This window comes from Mesorhizobium sp. Arg314, from assembly GCF_053714275.1.
Map to the genome: position 1 here is coordinate 22313 of NZ_JBSKBP010000039.1, position 23991 is coordinate 46303.

The following is a 23991-nucleotide window of genomic DNA, read 5'->3' on the forward strand; positions in this document are numbered from 1 at the left end:
TGGCCATCCGTCCACCGGTCGCCGAACCAAAGAGCCCCGGGCCGTCCGGGACAGGACTTATGGAACAGGACCCTAAACATGCGCACACACTTCGCTGCGATCGCCCTTGCGGCTGCCGTCTTCGTTTCGGCTGCCAAAGCAGAAACCATTCGCGTGGCTATCGGCACTCAGGACACGACGATCAATACTGCGACCGGCGGGCTTCTCATCCGCGAATTGAATCTCCTTGAAAAATATCTTCCACACGACGGAAGGTACCAGGCCGCCACCTACGACATTCAGTGGAAGAATTTCACCAGCGGCGCGCCAATCACTAACGAGCAGCTCGCCGGCAAGCTCGATTTTGGGGTGATGGCAGATTTTCCAGGTTCATTGAACGGCCTTGCCCACCTCAAGGCGGGGCGAAAGAGTCTGTTCATTGCTGTGCTTTCGGGAAGCGTCAATGGCAGCGGCAATGGCATCGTCGTGCCAGCCAATTCGTCCATCCAATCCCTGGCGGAGCTCAAGGGCAAGACGATCTCGGTGCCGTTTGCTTCCACTTCGCACGGGATGTTGCTGCGAGCCGTGAAGGCGCAAGGCTGGGACGCCGAACGTGACGTCAAGATCATTACCCAGGCTCCCGAGGTCGCCGGCCCAGCTCTCAAAGCAGATCAAATCGACGCCCATGCCGATTTCGTTCCATTTGCGGAGCTCTTCCCGTGGCGTGGTTTTGCCCGCAAGATCTATGATGGTTCGCAGGCAAAGGTGCCAACCTTTCATGGCGTCCTGGTTGATGCTTCCTATGCCGAAAAATATCCCGAGATCGTCGTCGCCTATCTTCGTGCTGTCATCGAGGCAGACAAGCTCATCAGCAAGGAGCCCGAGAGGTACAGCGTGCTGATCGGAAAGATCACCGGCGTCGACGCCGAGGTGGACTATCTGTTCCATGGTCCGCTTGGGTTACAGACCCGCGATCTAACGTGGAAGCCAGAGTATCGACAGGCCGTGGCCACCGCCATCGAAACTCTTAAGCTCCTTAAGAAGGCGGACAGCTCGCTTGATGTCGACAGCTTCGTCGACGATCGTTTCATTCGAGCGGCGTTCAAGGCGTCGGGCCTGGATTATGAAGCGGCACTCAAGGATTATGAGCAGCTGCCGCCAAACGCCAAGGATGCTTCGACGGGCGAGCAGATCAAGGATCCCAAGCTCGTCGCCGAGATCTGGGTCGATGGCGAGCCGCAGGTCCGACATTTCGCCTCGCCGGAAAACGCCCTTGTGGCCTTCAAGGCGATAGAAGGCGAGGGCAAGGCAATAAGGGTATTCTATGCCCAGGATCGCGACAGCGGCATCAAGCTTTTGGGCAAGCAAGCCTGGTTCGTGCGTTCCGATAGCGGAGAGGTCAGCGCGTTCCTGCTCAAGGAAAAAGCCGAGAACTGGGCCAGGGCCCATAGCGGAAGCGTGCTGGATTTCGCCGGCGTCAAAGCTGCCGTCCAGGCAAGCAATCAAGGCGACCAATGATCGGCCTTCAAGTCGGACGATGGCTGCGGCGGGCGGGCTCTCTCGCTTTCTGCCTTTCTGTTTGGCAGACGGCGTCTACCCTGAAACTGGACTTCGGCATCATCACTTTCACGAATGTTCCGCCGCCGGGAGACGTCGCGTCGGCCGCGCTCGAATTCTTTGGATCCCCCCGGCTCTTTGCCCATGTGTCCAGCAGCCTTGAGCGGGTCCTTGCAGGCTATGGAATCGCCGCTGTGGTGGGTGTCTCGTTGGGTCTGTTGATCGGCCGCCTCCGATATGCCGGGGACTTCCTTCAGGCGCCTCTCGAGCTGTTGCGCCCGATCCCTGCCGTGGCATGGATCCCGCTGGCGGTGCTGATGTTCCCGTCCTCGGAGCTTTCGATGATCTTCATCACTTTCACCGGCGCTCTCTTTCCAATCCTCATCAACACCGTCCACGGCGTCGAAAACATCGATCCGCGGCTGATCGCATCCGCCCGCAGCCTAGGCAGCACCCGCTCAGCCATGCTCGTGGAAGTGATCATCCCTGGCGCTGCACCGAGCATTGTCACCGGGCTGGTGATTGGCATGGGCACATCGTGGTTCTGTCTGGTCACCGCCGAAATGATCTCAGGCCAGTTCGGCATCGGCTACTACACCTGGGAATCGTACACGCTGCAGAACTATCCCGAGATCATCGTCGGCATGATTGTCATTGGGCTGCTTGGCATGGCGAGCAGTGCCGCGCTGAAGGCTGTGGGAGCGGCACTCCTCCCGTGGCACAGCAAGGAAGGCAAATCATGAACATGCAGGAGCGCAAAATCCGGGCAACGATGGGCCGCATCGCGGCCGAACACGTCTCAATCAGGCTTGGACGGGCTAGCGCGGCCCTCGAAGCGGTTAGCGATGTAAGCTTCGAAGTCATGCCGGGTGAATTCGTATGTCTTCTGGGGCCGTCGGGCTGTGGGAAGTCGACCCTTCTTGGCGCGTTGGCTGGACATATCTTGCCGCTTTCTGGGAGGCTTTCAGTTGACGGCGTGTCCGTGCGCGGCCCGCATCCGGACCGAGGCATCGTCTTCCAGCATCACACACTTTTTCCATGGAAGAATGCACGTAACAATGTTGCGTTCGGACCGAAGATGCGCGGCATTAAGCGCGCCGAACGGAGGCGTGAAGCGGACAGGATACTGAACCTTGTCGGCCTCAATGGATTTGCAGACCGGTACCCCGGCCAGCTTTCTGGCGGCATGCAACAGCGCGTAGAGATCGCCCGTGTCCTCATCAATCGGCCCAGGCTACTTTTGATGGATGAGCCCTTTGGAGCCCTGGATGCGCTTACACGACTGAGGATGCAGGAACTGCTGCTGGAGGTTTGGGAGCAGTTCAAAATCACGATTGTCTTCGTCACCCACGATATCGACGAAGCCATCCTGCTTTCGGATCGCATCATCGTCATGCAGGCACGGCCGGGTCGCATCCAAGAGGAAATCAATGTGGATTTCGAGAGACCGAGGACGGCGGAAATGATCGCGTCCATCCAGTTCTTGCGTTTGAAGCAACGATGCCTGAAGCTGCTTCGTAGCGACAGGCAGCGGGATACTTTGGCGCGGCTTTCGCCGCTAGGTTGAGTGCTTGGGGCTCCCTACTTTGTTTCATCCGGTCGCTCAACCGAGGGATTCATTTAACGTGATGTGTTCGGGCGCGCCACCTGCGGTCTGGTCCCATTCGCGCCACTCCTGCAGCCCCTCCTTGCTCCGGGCGTCCCCTCAAGGGCATGCTGCGCCGGATTTTAAGTTCGATCCGGCCGACCTTGAGGTCACTTGCGGCGAGGGACGCGGCAGACGCCAATCCGACAGGCGGGCCCGGCGATATCGATGTCAAACGTGGTCATCTTGCGCCAACGCCGCGGCGGTGCAGGCCAGGCGAATAACGATACCAGTAGAGTTTTCCGACAGCGTTTGATGCGACACTTTCCTGTCACGAGACAGGAAACTTTTGGCGGAGTTGATTCAGGTCAATGCCGACCCGCGCGTTTACACCCATTATTGGAAAATCAATTATCCGATAGGTGATACATGGCCGACATGGTCTCGAGGCTTGTCCGGGAGTGCAACACAGCGCACGACAAGGGCGTGGATTTTCCCACGATCTGGCACACAACGCTGAAACAACATGCCTACGTCGCAGCTGAGCCCGTGCAAGATCGGAACGAAGCCGGCCCTTCGCTCAGGGTGCCGTTGATCACCGGCCGTCATCTCATATTTGATGCTTCAGGTTTTCGGCTCGGCTAAAATAATGTGGTCGCCGATTTGCCGCCGGTTCCGATTGGGACAGCCAGCGCTTGCGTGGCTGTTAGGACTCTCGTTCGCCGAAGGACGTTGCATGGCTTACCTGATGGGCCAGCGCAACGAGTTCCGCAAGATAACCGTCCACTGCGGCTCGCGCGGTCACTGTGCCGGGATGACGGAAAGTTAGCCAGATTCCTTCATGTGACCGGTTGATCCACAGGTATGTCTCGTGCGAATCGTCACTGCCGCTGGCCAGCAATCTCACCCCCCGGCTGGCCCAAAAATGCGATCCCGGAATGCTGCGAATGTCCGAGTACGATACCATGAAGCGGTCGCGCAGCTGGGCTCCGAGCAGGTCCATGGCTCTGCTAAACGGCACTCGCGCTGTTTGCTTGGCTCGCGTTATTTCCAACTTGGCCGCGCCCATTATCTCCGAGAATCCACCTGCCGCACGAAAGCTGACCGGGCTCATTCCGACGTACCAGCCGAACGAGTTTCTCCATCGCCAGTCGTGCCGAGTGTGAATCGGCGTGACGGTATGGAATTCCTGCTTATTTGCCAACGCACGGCCGACCATCGCTAAGCAGGCGAAGATCCCGGCCATGGCGTTTCCACCGTCGACCCGACACGCCCGATCAAATTCGCGAGCGGCGGCGGCGTCAAACAGCAAGATCCGTCCGCTGCGTTGCGCAGCTCCCTTTGAGGTGCCGAGGGACAATGGAAAATCCGGCAGTTGGCCAGCGTTTGCCGCGATCAACTCTCGCCAATGGATGATCGCCGGATGGTCGACTGTGAGGCCGGCCATTAGGGTTCGTTCGCTTTCCGCATAGTCCAGATGGCTGTGAACAATAGGCAAACGCGGTGCCACCCCCTCTATCGCAGCGGTGTACAACTTGCAGATTTCATGTGGGACCAACGCCAATGAGTAACCATCAGTAAGGAAGTGGTCGCAGGCCAGCACCACGGTGGTCGATCCCGGGCGGCTGACCGTAACCAACACGTAAGCTGGCCATTGGAGGGGGCTCGTATCCGCGTCAAATAATTCTTCCATCCTCCGGACCAGTTCACTGGTATTGGCGTAGTCGCCGACTTCCGTCCCGTTGAGCGCGGCAGCACCGGGGCCGACGGTGAAACGCTGAATCGCCGAACCTTCCTGAATGACGAGGCTACGCAATGCCTCGTGTCGGTCGATCCAGTTCAGGACTGCCCGAGTGAAAGCGGGCGGGTCGAATGCGCCTGATTGTTCAAACGCCACGGCCAGCCACGTCGGCCGGCCATCCCCAACGCAGTCGAGGTGTTCCTCTTGAGCATGGGACGCGCGGCGCGAGTCGGGCCGCCACCGACCTGGGTCCGGCACATCGATCCGCCACGCCGTCAACCGGCCTGGCTGCACGGCTAGTTTATCGATGTCCATACCCGGCCTTCTCTGTCGAGCGGTCGTGTTCGACTTGCAAGCTGCGCATGAGACGAAAAGAGGACCACCAGATCCGAAGCGCGCCGGCCGCGCTCAGAATACTGCAGACCACAGGCTTGGTCGGGCGCCATCGGTTGGGCCGATCATCGCGCCCAAGTGCGGTGGCCACAGGGCACGGAAGGCGTCCATCCACAAGGGACTGTCCGCAGCCAGCGCAGGGCGGCAGCAGCCCCATTAGTGCAGGTCCCGGGTCCAACAACGCAATCGCCGTCAGTGGCAGGAGGGTCACCTTGGAGTGCAGGCGCGAACCGGTTGGTCCGAGCAGCAGCGCCAAATAGTTGTGCGGCAGCTCCCTAGACAAGGCGGAAAATCTCAGTACTGCTCATGTGTCGACCGCCGTCGTCCGGCCGGCAGATAGCCCAAGCGCGACAGCTCGCAGCCGGCGATCCGTTCAAATTCCATGATCTGCTCCGGTGTTAGCTCCTCTGCATAGCGACCCAGCCGGCCTGAATGCAGCGGTTTACCCGCGGAGTCGGCCGCCGGGTGCCCGTAAGGGCGCTCGAACAGCGCATGCTTGTGTTCCGCGTGCCGCAGCACAGCCTCGTGCCAGGGCAGGCCCAGGTGATCCAGGATTCGAGTGAGCGACCGTCGCGGGTGGCGCACCAGATCCTCGTAGCGGAGCTCAAAATAGACGTTCGGCGGCGAGACCTGATGCGATCGCGATACGACTTCGAGCCAACCTTCCGCGGCTTCGGCGACGGTCTGATAACCCCAATCTGGCACGGTTTTCAGATGCGACGCGGCCAGATCCCGTCCGTCCCGCACGATATGCACGAAATGAGCCTGCGGCCACACTCGGGCGTAGGCATCGACCTGGGCGATCTTACGCTGCAGTTTCAGCCCCCATCGCCGGGCTCCGGCGCGCGCCTTGCGCAACTCCCCAATTTCATTGATCAATCGGCATCGGTCGACGAACGATACGATCTCACCAGCCACCTCGCTCATCACTTTGGTGACCAGGGCGCGTACATCCTCGAGGTCCAAGCCGAACCTCAGGCATTGCACCAAAAAGTGCAAGCCGTCATACCAGAACGGGTCGATTCCATTTTTGGTGTAGCTGGTCACCTGGGGCAAATGGGCGGTGAGTAGGTCGGTCGCCTCCAGGATGTGAGATCCAAGATTCAGTGGTTCGAGAAAATCGATCTCTGGCCCGACGACCATGTCGGGGTGCGAGTCCAGTACCACGCTGAGTAAGGTGGTACCGGACCTGTTCTCGCCGCCAAGCAGCACGGGGGTTGTGGAAAACGGGGCGGTACCGGGCATCGCAGCGTTTCTTGTCAAGTTTTAGGATGGCTTGCCGCAGTGAACCAGCGACAGAGCGAATTCGGGGTGGCCAGGAAACGTTCACCGGCGAACCGGACGGCGGCAGCCAACCTGTCCGGTTGGCCCCCCGTATTCTCCATTCGGATCACGGCAGTCGCCAGTGCCTCCCTGGCAGCTTCGAGAGCGGACTGCACGTCGGCGTCGGTTAATGCCGCCGACGGCATAAACCTGCCGCCGTACTGCATGAGAAAGCCGCGGGACCACATCTCCTGGAAGAACATGCTGCCGACCTCGTCGTGGGCGAATACTACGTCGAACATGGTAGGCCATGCGAACGCCCATGCCTCGACCCCCTGGTTGGCGAAGACATCGTTAAGCCCGTTGAGGAGTTGCTTGCCCACTTGCTGCATTCGGGCCAGTGCAACTCCATCGCGCCACGCCTTAAGTGTGCTCAGGGCTGCCGCAAACGGTGTGACCTCACGCTGGAAGGTGTTGCCAAGGTAGGTCTTGTCGACGGCCTTAAGGACGTCCGCCCGACCGACCACCGCGGACAGTGCTGTGCCGTTGGCCAGTCCTTTGCTTAGCGTGATCAGGTCCGGTGTGAGGTTGGCGGCAGTGTGGTAGCCGCCGTCCGCATAGCGGAAACCGGTCATTACCTCGTCCAAGATCAGCAGGGCGCCGCGTTCGCCGACCAGCTTCTGAAGTTCCTGATGATATTCGGGTGGGAAGAAGTTGACTTCTGGGGTCAGGATCACCGCAGCGACACGATGGGCCTTGGTCAGCTCTTGGAGCCGGTCCAGGTCGTAACCGAACTCGATGCTATCCCGGTCCCTGTCGGGCAGTCCCATCGTTGGCCGGTCCTGCAAGTGCCAATCGTGCCAGCCGTGATATCCACTGGTGAGCACCAAGTTCACACCAGTATGCGCGCGGGCAAGACGGACCGCGGCGGTTGTAGCACAAGAACCGGTTCGGAAGAAAATCGAGCGCTCGGCAACCGGGAATATTTCCGCCAGCCGTTCGGCCAGTTCGACCCGATGCAAGGACAAAGGCCCGGGCAGAATACCACCTGTGCGGCGCATTTCCTTCACAACATCGGTGACAACTGGCTCGTATCCAGCTCCCAAAGGCGCTGCCCCGCTGCAAGACGTGAGATCCACGTACCTGTTTCCGTCAGAGTCCCAGACATGTGCGCCAGACGCGCGGGCGTAGACCGCCGGAAAGCGCCGGTTAAAGTCCCAATTTGCTGATGCGGTAAGCAGCAACGCTCTATGCATTGCTGAGTTATGTAGGTCGGCCGTGCGCAAGACCGGGTCGGGCGCATTGATGGACATGAATAATCCTTCGCTTGAATGGTCCGGCACGTTCGTCAAGCCAGTTTCTAACTGTCCGATGGGTTTTCCGCGGGCGTTCGCCTGAATCGTGAAAGTAGAAATGAAACATCCGCATGCGCATAGTCTCGATTGGGTCGGCCAATCCCGATACTAAGTTGGCCGGATCCGCTTTATTGGGCATTGCCCGATCGCCCCCAAGATCGGCAACACAACCGGATAATGACTGAGCATGCTCAAAAATCGTGCCAATTAAACCGGGCGCCAGCCAGGGTAGCTTACTGCCCTTTGTTCAATAAGGGATGGGAAGATCGAGACAGCAATGCCGCCGAAATTTTGTCGCGCAGCCGACAAACGCCACAATGGGCGTCGGAAATCGGACGTCTTCCCGAGGACTATCCAACGACGCTTGAGCCTCTCGACGTTTCAATTTCTCGACGTCGCAATGATCGTCCTCTCCACAAACGGGCGGGCCTAAGTGCCATTCCAAATCGATGACGAAACTCGCAAAATCAAAGCCCTTGAGGGCATCGCCATGCGGAGCGAAAAGGAAAATCCCAACTCCGACGTTATGATCTAAGCCTGCGACGCGTCCGTCACCAATATAATGGGCCTTAGACTAAATTCTTGGGGCATCATGCTTGCGCTTGTGCCCACCGTGTCCGCGACCTCCGTAATTGGCCTCGGGATCTGGGCCGACCATCGTCGGCACCCGGCGTCACCAACCGGTTTAAGTCTCCGACCTAAGTGAAAGGAGTATGTGCGATGAAAGACTCTGTTGCGACCCCAGAGACGAGCGCCTTACCCATGGCCTGCGCGAATCCGGTTTACAACATTCAAGCTACCAGTAACAAAGCGCCGTGCAACAATTGTATGGGGGTTAAAACGTTAACGCAAAGAGAGACAGATGTACTCGTGTGGGCTGCTGCCGGAAAAACGACCTGGGAAACCGCAAAAATACTTGGGATAAAGGAAACAACAGCGATCTGTTACATGAGATGCGCCTGTGAAAAGCTTCTAGCTAATAACAAAACCCACGCGGTCGCAATTGCGGTTTGCTCCCGATTGGTAGAGCTGAATCCGTCAACCCGTCAAATCTGACGTGTGACACCTCTCGCTGCGCCGCTATGAATATTCGTCGCGGCAGGCAGACAGGGGGCACGGATGCGCTACAGGCAAGCTCACTGGCTCTCGCCCAGTTCGTTCACGAGCCTAGAGCCATTTTCCAGTTTTCATCGTGGCCGCGCATTGTCGACCGACCCGAGGAGGGACACTTGAGCGCATTACAGCACATCACCGCAGCTTCAACCAATTTTGCGAGATATGACGCAGTCGTTGTCGGCTCTGGGCCTTCAGGTGCAATCACAGCGAGAACACTGGCCGAAAAGGGACTAAGCGTCCTGGTCCTCGAATTCGGCACCATCGCGAGTCCGGGGTCAACTTATTTTGAGCATCAGGCGCCTTACAGTCGAGGGTTCTCTCCGAGCGGAAGTCTGGACGCAAATCCGTGGACGGCATGTTGCGTCGGCGGCGGAATGGCGTTCTACGACGCAATAACTTTCCGGTACCGGGAGATAGACCTTAAGCCGTCAAAATATCTGTCTTCTGACATGAACATGGATTGGCCAATAGGAGTTGGAGAACTAGATGAGAACTATCGATACGTGGAGAGCCTGCTTCGAGTGAGCGGGAGCGATGGATTTTATCCATTCCCATTGAGTTTGCGGGGACGTTGTATTTTGGATGCGATGGCATCGCTGGATATAAATGCCAAGAGAATCCCGCTAGCAATCGATCACCCTGAGGCAGTGAATGGATGCTTCGCGTGTTCCCCCTGTGACGAAAGAAGCTGCCCTACGGACGCCCGGGCTTCCGTCCGTTCTCGACGAGTTCTGGATGACACAGATCTTCCAGGAACCATAACCACTTTGTACGGCTGTCTTGTTTATCTGGTCGAACTGTCGTCGACTAGTCGGGGATCGGCGCTGGAGTGCTATGTCCCCTTCTCTGGCGAAAGTCTTAGTATTCCCTTTGATCGACTGTTTATTTGCGCTAACGCCGTTCAATCAGCCGCTCTCCTCTTGAGATCGCAAAGCCCGAAGGCGCCGAATGGAATAGGCAACGAGGTCGACTTGGTAGGGCGCGGCTTGTCGTTCAAGGTGAGTGGCTATTCCGTTGGTTATAGTGAGAAGTGGGGCGCAGCTTCCCAATTCAATGCGAGACACAAGGGGCCTCATGCCACCGTTTACACCGATGATTTCTATGAAACCGTCGATTCTCCCTGCGGAATTGCCGGACTGATATACGAGGCGAACTACGCTGAGGCCAGCGACAACATCGGCAGACTTCGCCTCCACTACCTGATCGGTGAAGAATCATGGATGGCAAACAGGGTACTGCTTGACGATCGGAAAGACAGCTTTGGAGTACCTTACATCCGGTTCGAGTATCGGAACTCCGAAAATGACATTGCCAGGATCCGATTCCTTGCCGACCGAGCAGATGAGATTCTTCGCGCAGCAGGAGCCAAAGACCTAGATCGGGAGCCATCAGTTCACAGCAAGGGCAGTTCGCACCTGCATGGAACAGCGCGCGCAGGAAATGATCCGAGGGTGTCCGTAGTTGACAGGAACGGCCGTATTCACGGGTACGACAATATCTACGTCATGGACGGCTCGGTGATGAACTTCGCCGGCAATAGCAACCCAACCCATACAATCATGGCTAATGCCAGGCGTATGTCACTTTCAGTCGAAATTTGAGGCTTGGCGGGAAGAGATATCGCTACCGACGGCATGCAGCGGCGCCTCTCCGTTGTGCTTGAGCCTGATCTGCCTAAACCGTTTGCGTGGGCAGAGGAGCCAGGAGACTTTTGTTCATCATGACTGTTGACTTATCAAAATTCCACCACATCGCATTTGACCTAGACGGAGTTCTCGTTGACTCGCAGGCTGTTGTTGAGTTTGCGCTTAGACGGTGGGCACAAGAGAGGGGATATTCTCCTGACCTCGTAATTGAGCTCTCTGCCGGACGTCGAGACCAGGAGCTAATCGCCGAAGTTGCGCCGCATCGCGATCCGAAAGCTGAGGCCAAATGCATCGCTGATTTCGAGATTGAGGTGATGTCTCAGCTTAGAGAAATTAACGGTGCTGAGCGTTTTTTTCGATCGATTCCTTCCGCCCGTAAATCGATAGTCACTTCTTCAACCAAGGAGGCCGCGACCGCCAGGCTGCGCCAGGTCGGCATCCCTTTGCCCAACGTTCTGATTTCGGCAGATGACGTCACACGCGGAAAGCCGGATCCACAGCCCTACGAATTGCTTCTCGAAACAGTTGGTGTGTTGGCTGAAGAATGCCTGGTGTTTGAAGATTCGCCCACAGGCATAGCCGCAGCACTTGCAGCAGGTTGTCGTTGCATCGGGGTCGGCGCTGCAGCGCAAAACTGTCAAGGTATCATGGAGTGGATACCAGATTTTGGACAGGGCTCCAACCTGGCGGCGGTCAATTCGCTGCGGGGAGTGTAAGGCCATGAATATCGCTTTGTCACCGGTTGAAAAAACACTCGATGAAGTCGTGTTCCATGATGACATTCTTGCGAAATATCAACGCGAGCGCGATATCTACGGCTCGCTGCTTGATGCGGCTGAGCGAGCTTACATGGCGTGCCGCGTTCGGCTGTCCGATCGCCGCGTCTGGCATATCAACTCGACAGCGTTTGGAGGAGGCGTGGCGGAAATGCTGCCACACCACATCGCGCTGATGCGGGGCTTTGGGATTGACATGAGGTGGCTGATTTTTAAGCCTCGGGACAAGCAGTTTTTTGTCTTCACAAAGGGATTGCACAATTCGCTTCACAATGTCCAAACCCCTTGCACCGACGAACTTGTGGCGTCATACGAGCGTGAATCGAGACAGGGCGCGCGTGACCTGAGGCGCATCATTGGAGCGGATGACGTAGTGATCGTACACGATCCTCAACCGCTGGCTGCGGCCTCTTTTTTTCTTGAATCTCAACCTCATCCCGCTATATGGCGATGCCATATCGGCTATCCTCAACGAGCTCCTACGGTCGATAGAACCTGGGAATTCTTGCGAGGATATTTACGTCCGTTTCATAGAGTCGTGTTGAGCGATGCGGACTATGCTTTCAACGGAATTTCCGACATCGATATAATACCGCCGTCTATTAGCCCGTTTGCTGATAAGAACCTCTCATATCCCGATGAGCCTGGAGACGAGCTGGAAAGATACGTCTCTATAAACGGATATGATGAAGATTTAAGGATAAGCCTTGCCGACCTAATAAAGGAGAGATATTTCCTTCAGGTGTCGCGTTGGGACAGACTAAAGGGTATCGATCGCGTATTAGAGGCTTTTCGGCGGTTTGTTGAGAACGAATCTTCAGTGGCCGACGGAACTAGATTGGTTATTGCTGGTCCCGATCCTGCAGGTGTGTCGGATGATCCAGAAGCGGCTGAATATCTCTCGGAGTGCGAGGCTCATGCTGCGCGTTTGCCCCGGAAAGTCCGCCAGCACATCCGATTTGTCTGCGTGTCTATGAAAGATCACCAAAAAAACGCTGAGATCATCAGCAGACTTCAAGCTCGCGCTTTTGCGGTTTTTCAGCTTTCAAAAGAGGAGGGTTTCGGCCTTGCACTTACCGAAGCGCTCTTTAAATGTCGGCCCGTGGTGGTCTCAGACGCGTTCGGGTTAAAACGGCAAATTATCGATGGGGTCAATGGAATTGTTATACAAGAACCGGGCATCGAGGAAAAAGCTTCTGAAATTATGAGAAGACTGGTCGTCGGTACGATTGCTCGTCAGCGGTTAGGGCGCACAGCCGGACAAATGTGCATTCAAAACAGCGTACAAATCGCGCATGCTCCGTCTTGGCTAGAGAGTATCGCGAACGGGATTGCACAATCTGAGGGATGCCGGTAATCATTCCGGGGTTATACGGCGGCCTACAGGAGGGGTTTGGGCTTGGGCGGACTTGCATCAGCATATGGGCGCCGCGTAGCGACCAACGCATTTGTTGCATCTTGATCATCCGTTTGCCGACAAGCGAATTCACCGCTAACTCGGCGAGCGTGGTTGCCGCCTCGCGTTCGGCGTAGCCGTCGGCCGGCGTCACCCGCGCATTGGCGATCAGTCCATGCCGGTTGTCGCTCAGCGTGTGTCCCATGTAGCGCAGCTCGCTGGCCGTGATGCCTTTGCGATACAGCCTCTCATCCACATCGCTCGTGGACACGTGCGCGTGGTCGCTGCGCGATCGTCCGCGGAAGTCGCTGCCGTCCTCCTCATCGCCGTCCCTTGCGCTTCAAACTCTTGTGCCCGGCCCAGGCCTGGATCAGCGTGCCATCCATACAGAAATGTTTCCCGACAACCAGCCCCGGTCATTGGCGATCTCCACCACTTCAATGAACAGCGCGATCACCGCATCGTGTTCGATCAATCGCTCGCGGTTCTACTGAACCTGCTCCATAAATTGCCGCTCCGAACGGACGCTGTAAAACACCTGCAACAACATGGCCCGCAGCAATTTCTCCGGCGCAATGCTGGGGCGACCGCCTAGGCACTGCAGGCGTATATGCCGGAAAACAAGCCGTCTAGCCGCACCAGCGCTTGATTGACATCAGCCGGATCGGACGCAGTCGATGACCGGCTGCAACGAAATCCTCCAACCGCTTCATAGTGTACAGCTGCTCCATGAACACATCGCTCCCGCGCGTCGAACCGCCTGGCCAAGGTGGATCAGAGTCTAACTTTGGCTAGGTATTTCAGCCTGCTAGACTAGGCGCCCGCCGCCACGTGCGGGCGACGCCGGCATCGACCGGGGGGCGGGATGCGCCGAGGCAACAAGCACGCCTGACGCAACGCCGCCAGATCGGCCGATCCGGTGCAGAAGCAGGCGACGGCCAATTGGCGGACGACAATCTCGAAATGCGCGACAACCGCCTCGGTCGACACCGTCGCCGCGCGCAGCACGCCGGCCGTCTGCCGGTGATGTCCGCGACCAGGCGGATGGCCTTGGCCACGTCGACGCCGTCGCAGATCCCGCCCGACGCGATCAGCTTCACCGCTGGCAGCGCCCGACGTACCTCCCGCACGCTGGCCGGGGTCGGAAATCCCCCAATCGGCGAACGCCATCGCCACGGCACGGTCGGCGGCATCGCGGGCGCACTCGCCCTCCACCGCGGCCCAACTGGTGCCGCCGGCGCCGGCGACATCGATCACCGCCACGCCCGCCTCGACGAGTGCACAGGCCACCGAGCCGGACAGGCCCGCCCCACTTCCTTGGCCACGATCGGCACGCCCACGCTGTGCGCGGCGCGAGCGATCTGCCCCAGGATGCCGCGCCAGTCGCGGTCGCCCTCCGGCTGTACCGCTTCCTGCAGCGGATTGAGATGGACGATGAGTCCATCCCCCTCCAGCGTATCCACCGCCCGGCGCGCCAGGTTCAGGCCGTCGGCCTCGCGCAGTTGCGCGGCGCCGATATTGGCCAGCAAGGGGATGTCTGGGGCCAGGCGGCGCAGCGCGCGCCTCAGCCCCTGGGAGTTGGGGGATTCCAAGCTCACGCGCTGCGAACCTACGCACATGGCGATCCCCAAGGCTTGCGCTGCCTCGGTCAGATGCCGGTTGATGGCCTCGGCGCGTGGCATGCCGCCGGTGATCGGACCGACGGCACGCGCGTACGCCGCCGCCTCCCGCGCGTTCAGGCCGGCGCACGCTGGCCTCCCCCCGCAGCGTCGCTGCGGTAGCGGCTGGTCGAGGTCAGGTAGTACTGCGCGCGGATGGCTGTCATGGCCTCGATCAACGGTCCCCACGGCGCGGGAAAGCGTTCTTCCGCCATCACCCGGTGCAGCATGCGCGTATGGCCGGCTAGCTCGTCGTTGAGGAACTCCACCACAGGCATAGCCGGGTAGCTCTGCAGCAGCAGGATCGCCGCGTTGTCGGCCTCGCCGGCCGACCTGTCCTTGTCTCGTCCATGCAGATCGTTCTGCAGGCGCCCTATCGCGGAGATGAGCCGCAGGACCTGGCGAAACGCCGGACGCGCGCGCAAGGTCGCCATGTCCAGCCCCCACAGCAACGACAGGCAACAGAACACGTTCGCGTAGGCGATCGAAGCGATGCCGTTGTGCAGGTACTCGGCGTAGGACCAGCGTTCCGCCCCTGCCGCCTGCGCGTGTCCGGCGCGCAGCGCCGCGCAGTAGCACCGGGTATCGTCGAGAAGCTGGGCATAGTCGCGACGATCGTAGGCGAGCGCGGCCAGCGAAGCGCGCAGCACAGCGCAGCCCTCGAATCCGGGGAGCGCGCACGGCACGCCTTGCCCCAGCGCCCGCTCCACCGCGGCGAGCTGCTCCGGCGCGATCAGGCCACGGTCGTTGCAATCGTCGAGCCAGAACAGCAGCGCCAGTTCGCGATAGAACGCCACGATCAGCGTTTCGTCCTGCGGATGGCGGCCGGTGCGGGCGCTGGTGTCGCGCAGGCTCGGGTGGATGCGCCGCAGGATGTACTGGCCGCCCCTGACCGCCTCCACGGCATGCTCGTCGGCGAACCCGGTCAGGGAATCCCCCCAATCCAGCACCTGCTGCAGCGCGCGTTCGGTCTGGATCATGGCGCCGCTCCTGCTCCCTCGGCCAGGACGCGCCGCCCCCAACGAAGCGCCAGCCACAACCCGGCGAGTTCGGCCACGCGCACGACCCGGGTGGGGCAATACAGTTCCTTACCTATCCACAGCGGCGTCTGCGGCAATGCATGCGCTGCATGGCGAGCGAGCATCCACTTCAGCGCACGTGCCACCGCCTGCGCGATGCGCCGGCGCGCTGTCGGCTCTTCGCCCCCGTTCATCACGTGCAACGCGAACAGCGCATAGGCGGTTTCCTCGAATGTGGACGCGCGACCGGCGCCCCAGCCGCCGTCGTCGCGCTGCGCCTGCAGCAGTGCCACCAGCGCGCGCTGGTCGCGCCACTGGGGCTCGCCTTGCGCAAGCGCAGCGATCGCATGCGCTGTGGGATACAGCCACGAAACGTGCCATTTTTCGTTGGCCCATAGACCGTGCGGGTTGCGATTGGCCTCGACGTAGGCGCTGGTGCCGGCGGCGGGCTTTCCCAACAGTCGCAACGCATACAGGGCATGAATGTTGGTCGACACCGACGCATTGCGCTCGCCGGGGAAGGTGACGAACAGCTCGCCGATTTCGAAATGGCGCAACGCATCGACCGCCGGGTCGCGCCCTGCGAGGTGCAGGACGCACAACGCAATGGCGGTGTCGTCTGCATCGGCCGCGAAGTGCAAGGCCGGGCCCAGACCGCGCACGCCCAGGCGGGCGTCGAGCTGCGCGACGATCACGCGCACCGCCTCGGCGAGCGCGGGATGCGCGAACAGCCCGGCCAGATGCAAGGTGTACAGCGACCAGCATGGCTCGAACACATTGATCGGCCAGACGTTGGGAACGACACCTTCGATGCCGCTGCGCGTCGCCCGCGACGCCGCCTGCAGATACGCGTCGGCGCGCCCGATCTGCGGCGTGCTCCCATGTGTCGTCACGGCGCGCGCACGCCACGCGGCGGTGGCCGCAGGACTGATGCCGATGCTGCCGTCGTCATCCGGGCATGCGGTGGTCGGCGTCGTCCCCCAAGCTTCCCAGGAGTGCAGCAACGGATGGCCGCTCGGCAACGTCGCCACCGCCCCCAGCTTGACCATGCACGCCTGCCGCAGCGGCAATAGCGCCGGGTGGCGCGGAAACGCCACGCCGCTCAGCAGGGATGCGGCCTCGCCGCACAACTGCGGCAGGATCAGCTCCGCGCCGATCGGCGCGTCTTCCGGCACCGCGTGCGCGTAGGGATCGGGCAGGCGCTCGAGGAATCGAGTTGCAGCCTGGACTGCGTCGGTAGCGCCGGGAAGAGAATCGGCACGCTGCAATGCCAGCAACGCCGCCCACGTGGACGCATGGCGGAACAGCGGGAAGTCCGCGCTTCCCCATCCGCCATCGGCCTGTTGCTGCGCGATGAGCCACGCGTATGCGTCCTGCCGACCGGTGACGTTGCCGTGGAACTGCAGAGCTCGCGCCGTGTCGTAGACGGACGGACCGACGCTGCCGCCGTCGCTCATCTCGCTCAGCAGGTGGCGCAATTCGGAAAGGATCTGTTCGGACAGCGCGTTCACGCGGGACGTTCCTTCTGCAGACGGTTGACGAGAACCAAGATTGGGCAGACGCCCGTCCGCGGCATAGGCTTGCGCGCAGCGCGCCGCGTGTGCCGTGGCCCTGCTGGCCAACTGCTCCGATCGGCACCGCGGACCGGGACAGTGCAGCATGCATCACCGCCGCCGGCCGATCGCGCGGCGACTCCCTCCGGTCGGGCGCGCTCATGCGCATGGCGTGTGCTTGAACAGATACGCGTTGGCCCGCTGGAGCACCTGCGCCAACCGTTCCGCACGAGGTCCCAGCGGGGCGATGGCCCTCCCGGCGTCGCGCAACAGATCCAACGCGAATTGGCGCGCTGCCTGCGGCCCCATGATCGACGCGCAGGTCGGCTTCCGCGCCGCCGCGTCCTTGCCGGGGGTCTTGCCCAGAGTCGCGGTATCCGCTGTCGCGTCGAGAATGTCGTCGACCACCTGCAACGCCAGGCCCAAACAGGCGCTGTAGCGATCGAGCGCACAGTACAGCGCAGCGTGCGCGGCATCCTCCGCGATGGCGCACAGCGCGCCCATGCGAACTGACGCGCGCACTAGCGCTCCGCTCTTCATCCGATGCATCGCCACGATCCTGTCCAGCTCGACGTGCTTTCCGACCAGCGACAGATCCATGGCCTGCCCGCCTGCGGCACCCTCGACGGACACCGCCTGCGCGAGTTCGCGCACGAGCGCGATACGGTTGTCGCCCGGCGCATCCAGGCTCGCCAGGGTCAGGAAGGAGTGCGCCTGCAGCGCATCACCGACCAGGATCGCAGTGGCTTCGCCGAACTTGACGTGCACGGTCGGAAGGCCGCGGCGAAGCACGTCGTCGTCCATCGCGGGCAGGTCGTCGTGGACCAGGGTACAGGCGTGCATCATCTCGATGGCGGCGCCGACGTCCTCGAGCATGTCGGCCGGCGTGTCGGCCAGTGCGCCGGCAGCCAGACAGAGCAAGGCGCGGGTGCGCTTCCCGCCATGCAAGGTGGCGTAGCGCATCGCCGCCATCAGCTCGGTCTCACCGTCGTCTTCGGCGCAGAGGAGACGCGCCAGCGCCTGTTCGACCCGCTTTGCGCCCTCCTGCATCCAGATCTCCGGCAGCAGCCTGCCGGATGCGTCGCGCGCCCGCGCGCCCAATCCGCCGAGCGCGTAAGGGCAACTTAGGTCGTCGTATAGCGTGGAACCGGTCTGCATGTTGTTCATGTCCCTTTACCTGACAGGAGACGGCAACGGCGAGCGCGAGCCGCCGCGGTGTTGCCGGCGTCGCACCGAGCGCGCGCGCCGGGTGCAGCAATGCCGCGCCTCGCGGGCGCCGCTGCCCTCGCCACACGGGACATGCGATGCCAGCTCATGAGAAGCCGATGCGGATTGTCATGGACGGATGTGCGGTCGGGTAATAGCGCCGGCCTTTTTCGACGCCGCTCAGCAACCGCGGCCGCACCCTGGCCTTGTGCATGGTCAGCGCCACGGCGATGCAGAACTGCACCATTTCCAACCATACCAGGTGGTAGCCGATGCAGACGTGTGGGCCGGTACCGAACTGGAGCATGTCCACCGGCCGGATCGGCCCCGTGCGTTGCAGCCACCGCGCCAGGCGGAACTGATCAGGCGCCTCGTGCAGCAGCGCCGAGGTCGAAAAATGCAGCAGCGGGATGCACAGATGGGTGCCCGCGGGAATGCGCCGTTGGCCGAGTTGCAATTCCTGCAGCGCGCGACGCGGCAGGAGCGTGGTCGGCGGATGCATGCGAAGCGTCTCGCGGAACAGCGCCTCGGCGACCGGACACTGCGCCAGGTCCGCGTGCCGGGTCGGCACCGCGCCCACGCGAAGCGCCTCCTCGACCAGGGCGTCCCACAGCACAGGCTGCCGCGCCAGCTCGATCACCATCCAGGCCATCGTCGAGGCGGTGGTGTCGTGACCGGCAAGCAGCAGCAAGCGGATATTGGCGACCAGGACGTCATCGGAGAGCGCATCGTCGCCGCGATCGAAGGCGCTCACCATGTCGTTGATCAACCCGGTGCGCACGGCATGCGCGCGCGCGTCGCGCACGAACTGGCGCAACTGCGCGTCGATCCAGTCGCGGGCGGCGCGGCCGCGCCGCAAGGGCAGTCCGGGAAAGTCGACCGGGGGCGCGACGATCAACTGCAGCAGTTGCCGGTACTTGCGATGCCATCCCGGCAGGTCCTGCGCGGGGATTCCCATGAGGCTGAAGATGAGCTTGAGCATCAGGTCGCCGGTTTCGCGCAGGATGGTTACGACACCGCGGTCGCGCCACGCCTGCACCCGTGCCCGGATGACGGGCGCGAACAGGTCGCCGATGCCCGCCTGGGTCAGCCCCTTGGGCAGGAACGCCGCCTCGATCGCAGTGCGCGTCTGCCGGTGCGCGCCGCCGTCCTGGGCGACCAACGTTCCGCCAAGCAATTCGGGCGCGATCTCTTCGATCAGCGCCGAGGACACGTCCTTGTGCCGAAGTAATGCGAACGCATCCGGATCCACGCAGGTCATCAGGTGTCCGGCAGGGCCGAAATCCAGCCAGAAGTGGCTGCCCAGCGTCCGTTCCGCGCGCCGCAGCAGGCGCGGCAGGTCGCAGACGATGGCAGGAAGATGCCCGACCAGGGGGAAAGCGCCGGGCACGACCGGGATGTCGTGCCGCAGCCGGTGCCGACGGTCCAGCGGGTTGAGCAGCATGTCCATCAACAGCCCTCCGCTTCGGCGGTGTCGCCGGCAGCCCGCGCGGCGCGGCTATTGCCACCGTCTGCGTACGTCGGCATATGCGCCAGCATGCCGCCGTCGATGCACACGACCTGGCCGGTGATCAACGCAGCATCGTCGGAGAGCAGGAACGCCACCAGCGCGGCCACGTCCTCAGGGCGGCCGACGCGCGGCAGGAGCTGGTGCCGGCGCAGATGCCGTTGCATGCACTCGTCCAGCTTGGCGAGGAGACGCTCGGTCATGATGAGACCCGGCGCAACCGCGTTGCAGCGGATCTGCGCATGACCGTATTGGGTGGCGAGCGAGACCGACAGCATGTTCATCGCCGCCTTCGACGCGGCGTAGGACGTCTGCGCGGTGTCACCGCTGAGCCCCTGGCACGACGACATGTTGACGATCGCGCCACCGCCGCGGGCGATCATCCGTGGGATGGCCTGCCGGCAGCAGAGCAGCGTGCCGCGCAGATTGGTCGCCATGGTCTGATCCCAGATGGCCAGGTCCAGGTCGAGGATCGCGCGGTCGCGCGGGGTCAGATGCATGGCGCTCGCGTTGTTCACCAGCAGGTCGACCCCACCGAAGTGCCGCTCCGCCGTATCGAACAGCGCTGCCACCGCCTGAGCGTCGGCGATGTCCATAGCCAGGGCCAGTGCCTGGCCTGCTTCGGCCGCGATCAGCGTGGTGCAGGCGATGGCCGCCGACCCATCAATGTCGGCCACCACCATTCTGCCGCCCTCGCGCGCGATGGCGAGGGCGCATGCCTTGCCGATGCCGGCGCCGGCGCCGGTCACCACGGCCACCTTGCCATCAAACCGTCCCATCGTGTCCTTCTGGATTGCGTTGGTCTCTCGCGGCATGCCGCTCGGCCTCCCCCGGAGAAGACGCAGGGTCGGCGCTGGCGCGCTCGTCATCGCTAGCGTCGCTCTCGATGACCCGAATGGCGGCGACCGGGCACTGGCTGGCCGCGAGCCGCATGGCGGCATGTAGCGCCTGCGGGACCGTCGCCACGCACACTTCGGCCACGCCGTCCGGTTCGCGCTGGCGAAAGGTGCCCGGCAGCGTCAGCACGCACTGCCCGGTGGTTCCACACAGATCCTGGTCGACCACGACGCGCACCTCAGCCCCCCTGCGCATGCAGCCGCACTGGCAGCGCGCGGAACGTCCTAAGGAACGCGGAGGGCTCCCGAGTCGGCTGCTCGGCCGATGCTAGCGTGGGGAAGCGCGCATGGATCCGCGGCAGGCTCTCGGCCAACTGCACCCGGGCCAGTTGCGCACCGAGGCAGAAGTGGATGCCGTGGCCGAAGCTCAGCATGATCTTCCCGTCGGTCGACATGCCAGGACTGGTGCCGTAGAACCGCGCGGGATCGAAGCGGTCGGGATCGGCGAAGGCGTCCGGGTCGCGATTGCCGGCCGCGATCAGCACCCGCACGTCGGCGTTCTTCGGGATCACCACGCCGCCCAGTTCGATGTCGCGCTGGGCGATACGCGGAATGGAACTGAACATGGCGGGCGCGTCGCAGCGGAGGACTTCTTCGACGAATGCCTCCACCCCCAAGGCGTCTCCCTGCAGCCAGTGCCGCTGTTCGGGATACGCCAGCATCGCCAGGACCGCATGGCCGATGGTCGCAGCAGTGGTGGCGAAGCCGCCCAGCAGCATGCCCCACAACATGCTGATCAACTCCGCATCCGACAGCGTATCGACATCGTCGTCATGTGCGGCTACCAGCATCGACACGATGTCGTGGCGGGGATCGGTGCGCTTGCGCTTTATGAGGTCGCCGAAGTAGGCCGCCACCCTGGCGCTGGCCGCGTCCGCCGCGGCGAGCTGGGGATCGCTGGCGTGAGGGCTCAGGCCTTCCAGAATGGGGCCGATGCCAGCGGCGAGGGAGAACATGTCGGCCTGGGGCATGCCGAACAGTTCGGCGAAGACTAGTATGGGCAAGGCCAGCGCGAACTCGCGATGCAGGTCCACCGCCTCCCCGCGCTCCAGCGCGGGCGCCATGCCGTCCAGGCGCGCTGCGACGATGCGCGCGATGCTCGGCCGCAGGTTGTCGATCTGGCACATGGTGAAATCGCGCGAGATCAGCCGGCGCAGACGCGTATGCGTCGGTGGATCCTTCATCGCTAGCGTGGACGCCAGCAGATTGAGCGACAGGCTGGTCGCCGCACGCGGGAAATAGCGCGCCAGTTCGCCCGGCGCCGGTCCCCGAAACGCATCGCCCGTGGCCTTGAGCGCCCAGTAGATGTCGGCGTGGCGGCTCAACAGAAAAAGGCCCGACGCCGCGCGATGCACCGGATCGTGCTCGCGCAACCACCGCATGAACGGATAAGGGTCTTGGATGCACGCTGGCGACGCCAGTTCGGCGAAGGCGTCCCGGCATGCTGCCGTGGTTTCTTGCACGTCCATCTTGGTTACCTGTTGGCTGGCTGATCTGACCGGCGCGCGCCTAGGCGCGCCGACAAATTGCGGAGAAGCTCGCGGTTCCCGGCGGCGGCCGCGCATCACCACAGCACCGGGAACTCCTCGAACCCGCCAGTGATGATCTCCTTGCGCAACTTCAGTTCCTCGGGCGCCACGGCCAGGCGCAGCGAGGGAAAGCACTGGAAGATCGAACCGAACACCGCCTTGAGTTCCAGCCTGGCCAGGGCCACGCCGATACAGTTGTGCGGCCCGTAGGAGAACGCCAGGTGCGGATTTTCGTCGCGTCCGATGTCGAAGATTTCCGGGTTCTCGAAATGGCGCGGATCGAATGACGTCGCCGGCAGGCCGACCAGCACCTTGCTCTCCGCGGGAATATGCACGCCCGCTATGGTCACGTCGGTCCTCGGATAGCGCATGATGCCGTCCCAGCCCGCGCCCGGCGGGTACATGCGCAGGATTTCCTCCACCGCCTTGTCCACCAGGGATGGATCGCCGACCAGGCGTTCGCGCTGTTGCGGATGGCGGAACATGGCCAGAAGGCCGAATTCGATCTGCGCGACGGTGCTCTCGTGCCCAGCCACCAGCATGCCCGCCGCCAGGCCGATCGCCTCTTCCTCGCTCGCCTTGCCCTGGTCGACCGCCGCGAGCAGATCCGTCAGCAAGTTGTCGCCCGGATCCTGGCGCTTGTCCCGCATCTTGCCGCGAATGTAGGCGCGCAGTTCTTCCCAGGCCAGGCGCGACGCGCTGCGCGGGCCGCTTTCATGCTGGTGCGTCATCACCTCGTCGGACAGCCCGGCGAAAAAGGCGTGATCCTCGTAGAGCACGCCCATCAGCGCGCTGATGACCATAGCCGGAAGCGGAAAGGAGAGGTGGCGCCGCAGGTCGGCGGGCTGGGGCTGGGCCGCCAGCGTCTCAAACAACCGCGCGGCGATCGCCTCGACCTGCTGCGCGAGCAGCTTCACCCTGCGGTTGGTGAAGGCCGGCGCCACGATCGTGCGTAACCGGGCATGCTCGCCCCCCTCGTGCGAGACCAGCCACCCCGGCGAGCCGAGAATCACCGAATCCGGGGTGAATGCCGCCGGCGGCATTCCCGCGGGCCGGAACGCCGCATCGGACAGCACCGCCTTGGCCTCGTCGTAGCCTGTCACCCACCAGCCTTCGTGCCCGGACGGGAAGCGCACGCGGTGGATCGGACCGTTGGCGCGTAGGGCCAACATCTCGGGCGAGGGCTCGATGTGATCGACCCGCCACATCGGCAGCATCGGCAAGGGTTGTTCGGACATGGTGGCACTTCACTCTCTAAACCGATGGAAGGGCGGAAGGTGACCGGCAGGCGCCCGAGATCAAGGCAATCGCAGAGACGATGATCCCCGCTTCCGTCGATCCTCCAGCGCCGGCGCCTATCTCGGTCTCGCGCCCAGGCGCTATGAATCCGGCGAGGTCAGTCGAAACGGCCGCGTCTCGAAGCGCGGTGACAAGCTCACGCGAACCCACCGATACGAAGCCCCCAATGTGATCCTCACGCGACGGTCGGCTTCTCTTCTCTGAAGGCCTGAGGCCTGCGATCGCCAAGGCGCCGGCTTCAAGTAGGCAAAGGTCGCGGGGGCGCGCCAGCTCGCCGTCATCCTCCACGCAATGTGGAAGACGAAGGAGCCGTTCCGCTACGCGGCTGCTGCAGCCTGAGGACGAGCTTCGCCGCCCTTCCAAGCCCAGTTTTCCCGAGATGCGTCCTGCCGGGCTCCCTGGCATGCGGGCCAACGGACCGCGAGCACCACTTCGCCCCACCCGTTCCAACGCAAACATGCGGCGATCCTTGCGATCGAACCCGGCGAGAGCCACGAGCCCGGCACGCGCAAGATCA

The 23991-nt window shown here is 62.2% G+C and carries 19 protein-coding genes and 3 pseudogenes; 9 read left to right on the top strand and 13 right to left on the bottom strand.

Annotated features, from left to right (window positions below; all coding sequences use genetic code 11):
- The first annotated feature begins 78 nt into the window (after positions 1–78).
- The 4 genes from ACWGS9_RS27965 to ACWGS9_RS27980 all read left to right on the top strand — a co-directional run bounded on the left by ACWGS9_RS27965 (position 79) and on the right by ACWGS9_RS27980 (position 3766).
- Positions 79–1497 carry an ABC transporter substrate-binding protein gene (locus tag ACWGS9_RS27965; protein ID WP_454508277.1) on the top strand — a complete coding sequence of 473 codons (1419 nt, stop codon included), beginning with the start codon at positions 79–81 and terminating at the stop codon, positions 1495–1497.
- Entirely contained in the window at positions 1494–2279 is a 786-nt protein-coding gene (locus tag ACWGS9_RS27970; protein ID WP_454508278.1) for an ABC transporter permease, read from the top strand. The genes ACWGS9_RS27965 and ACWGS9_RS27970 overlap by 4 nt, the downstream gene beginning before the upstream one ends.
- Positions 2276–3103: an ABC transporter ATP-binding protein gene (locus ACWGS9_RS27975; protein ID WP_454508279.1), complete on the top strand. Its 828-nt coding sequence runs from the start codon at positions 2276–2278 to the stop codon at positions 3101–3103. Before ACWGS9_RS27970 ends, ACWGS9_RS27975 begins: the two co-directional genes overlap by 4 nt.
- 447 nt (positions 3104–3550) lie before the next feature.
- Positions 3551–3766 (top strand): hypothetical protein, encoded by a 216-nt coding sequence (locus tag ACWGS9_RS27980; protein ID WP_454508280.1) that lies wholly within the window; start codon positions 3551–3553, stop codon positions 3764–3766.
- A gap of 61 nt (positions 3767–3827) precedes the next feature.
- On the opposite strand, the gene ACWGS9_RS27985 is transcribed toward ACWGS9_RS27980, so the two are convergent.
- From ACWGS9_RS27985 to ACWGS9_RS27995, 3 genes are all read right to left on the bottom strand, one after another.
- Positions 3828–5177: a condensation domain-containing protein gene (locus ACWGS9_RS27985; protein WP_454508281.1), complete on the bottom strand. Its 1350-nt coding sequence runs from the start codon at positions 5175–5177 to the stop codon at positions 3828–3830.
- A gap of 372 nt (positions 5178–5549) precedes the next feature.
- Positions 5550–6500, bottom strand: coding sequence for a sulfotransferase family protein (locus tag ACWGS9_RS27990; RefSeq protein ID WP_454508282.1), 951 nt, complete (start codon positions 6498–6500; stop codon positions 5550–5552).
- Between the two features lie 14 nt (positions 6501–6514).
- Positions 6515–7831, bottom strand: coding sequence for an aminotransferase class III-fold pyridoxal phosphate-dependent enzyme (locus ACWGS9_RS27995; RefSeq protein ID WP_454508283.1), 1317 nt, complete (start codon positions 7829–7831; stop codon positions 6515–6517).
- Between the two features lie 762 nt (positions 7832–8593).
- On the opposite strand from ACWGS9_RS27995, the gene ACWGS9_RS28000 reads away from it, so the two are divergent.
- The 4 genes from ACWGS9_RS28000 (at position 8594) to ACWGS9_RS28015 (ending at position 12768) form a co-directional block, all read left to right on the top strand.
- A complete protein-coding gene (locus ACWGS9_RS28000) occupies positions 8594–8929 on the top strand; it encodes a helix-turn-helix transcriptional regulator (protein WP_454508284.1) in 336 nt (111 codons plus the stop codon).
- Between the two features lie 173 nt (positions 8930–9102).
- Positions 9103–10590: a GMC oxidoreductase gene (locus ACWGS9_RS28005; RefSeq protein ID WP_454508285.1), complete on the top strand. Its 1488-nt coding sequence runs from the start codon at positions 9103–9105 to the stop codon at positions 10588–10590.
- 119 nt (positions 10591–10709) lie between these two features.
- The gene (locus tag ACWGS9_RS28010; RefSeq protein WP_454508286.1) at positions 10710–11351 is read left to right on the top strand and encodes an HAD-IA family hydrolase; all 642 of its coding nucleotides are present in this window, start codon (positions 10710–10712) and stop codon (positions 11349–11351) included.
- Between the two features lie 4 nt (positions 11352–11355).
- On the top strand, positions 11356–12768 hold the full coding sequence (locus ACWGS9_RS28015; protein WP_454508287.1) for a glycosyltransferase: 1413 nt from the start codon (positions 11356–11358) through the stop codon (positions 12766–12768).
- Positions 12769–12913: 145 nt separating this feature from the next.
- On the opposite strand, the pseudogene ACWGS9_RS28020 reads toward ACWGS9_RS28015, so the two are convergent.
- From ACWGS9_RS28020 to ACWGS9_RS28065, 10 genes and pseudogenes are all read right to left on the bottom strand, one after another.
- Positions 12914–13538: pseudogene (locus ACWGS9_RS28020) on the bottom strand (transposase); the annotation flags it as partial.
- Positions 13539–13620: 82 nt separating this feature from the next.
- Positions 13621–14510, bottom strand: a pseudogene (gene fni / locus ACWGS9_RS28025) (type 2 isopentenyl-diphosphate Delta-isomerase); the annotation flags it as partial.
- A 32-nt stretch (positions 14511–14542) separates the two neighbouring features.
- Positions 14543–15445, bottom strand: a complete 903-nt coding sequence (locus ACWGS9_RS28030) for a terpene synthase family protein (protein ID WP_454508288.1) — start codon at positions 15443–15445, stop codon at positions 14543–14545.
- On the bottom strand, positions 15442–16995 hold the full coding sequence (locus ACWGS9_RS28035; RefSeq protein WP_454508289.1) for a hypothetical protein: 1554 nt from the start codon (positions 16993–16995) through the stop codon (positions 15442–15444). Before ACWGS9_RS28035 ends, ACWGS9_RS28030 begins: the two co-directional genes overlap by 4 nt.
- A 201-nt stretch (positions 16996–17196) precedes the next feature.
- Positions 17197–18195 (bottom strand): polyprenyl synthetase family protein, encoded by a 999-nt coding sequence (locus ACWGS9_RS28040; protein ID WP_454508294.1) that lies wholly within the window; start codon positions 18193–18195, stop codon positions 17197–17199.
- Between the two features lie 154 nt (positions 18196–18349).
- Positions 18350–19693 carry a cytochrome P450 gene (locus ACWGS9_RS28045; RefSeq protein WP_454508290.1) on the bottom strand — a complete coding sequence of 448 codons (1344 nt, stop codon included), beginning with the start codon at positions 19691–19693 and terminating at the stop codon, positions 18350–18352.
- Positions 19693–20529 carry an SDR family oxidoreductase gene (locus tag ACWGS9_RS28050; RefSeq protein WP_454508295.1) on the bottom strand — a complete coding sequence of 279 codons (837 nt, stop codon included), beginning with the start codon at positions 20527–20529 and terminating at the stop codon, positions 19693–19695. Before ACWGS9_RS28050 ends, ACWGS9_RS28045 begins: the two co-directional genes overlap by 1 nt.
- A complete protein-coding gene (locus ACWGS9_RS28055) occupies positions 20516–20824 on the bottom strand; it encodes a ferredoxin (protein ID WP_454508296.1) in 309 nt (102 codons plus the stop codon). The genes ACWGS9_RS28050 and ACWGS9_RS28055 overlap by 14 nt, the downstream gene beginning before the upstream one ends.
- A gap of 1 nt (position 20825) precedes the next feature.
- On the bottom strand, positions 20826–22115 hold the full coding sequence (locus tag ACWGS9_RS28060) for a cytochrome P450 (protein WP_454508291.1): 1290 nt from the start codon (positions 22113–22115) through the stop codon (positions 20826–20828).
- A 95-nt stretch (positions 22116–22210) separates the two neighbouring features.
- A complete protein-coding gene (locus ACWGS9_RS28065) occupies positions 22211–23413 on the bottom strand; it encodes a cytochrome P450 (RefSeq protein ID WP_454508292.1) in 1203 nt (400 codons plus the stop codon).
- A 94-nt stretch (positions 23414–23507) separates the two neighbouring features.
- Between ACWGS9_RS28065 and ACWGS9_RS28070 the strand changes: the two are divergent.
- A pseudogene (locus tag ACWGS9_RS28070) lies at positions 23508–23678 on the top strand (transposase); the annotation flags it as partial.
- Positions 23679–23991: the final 313 nt, after the last annotated feature.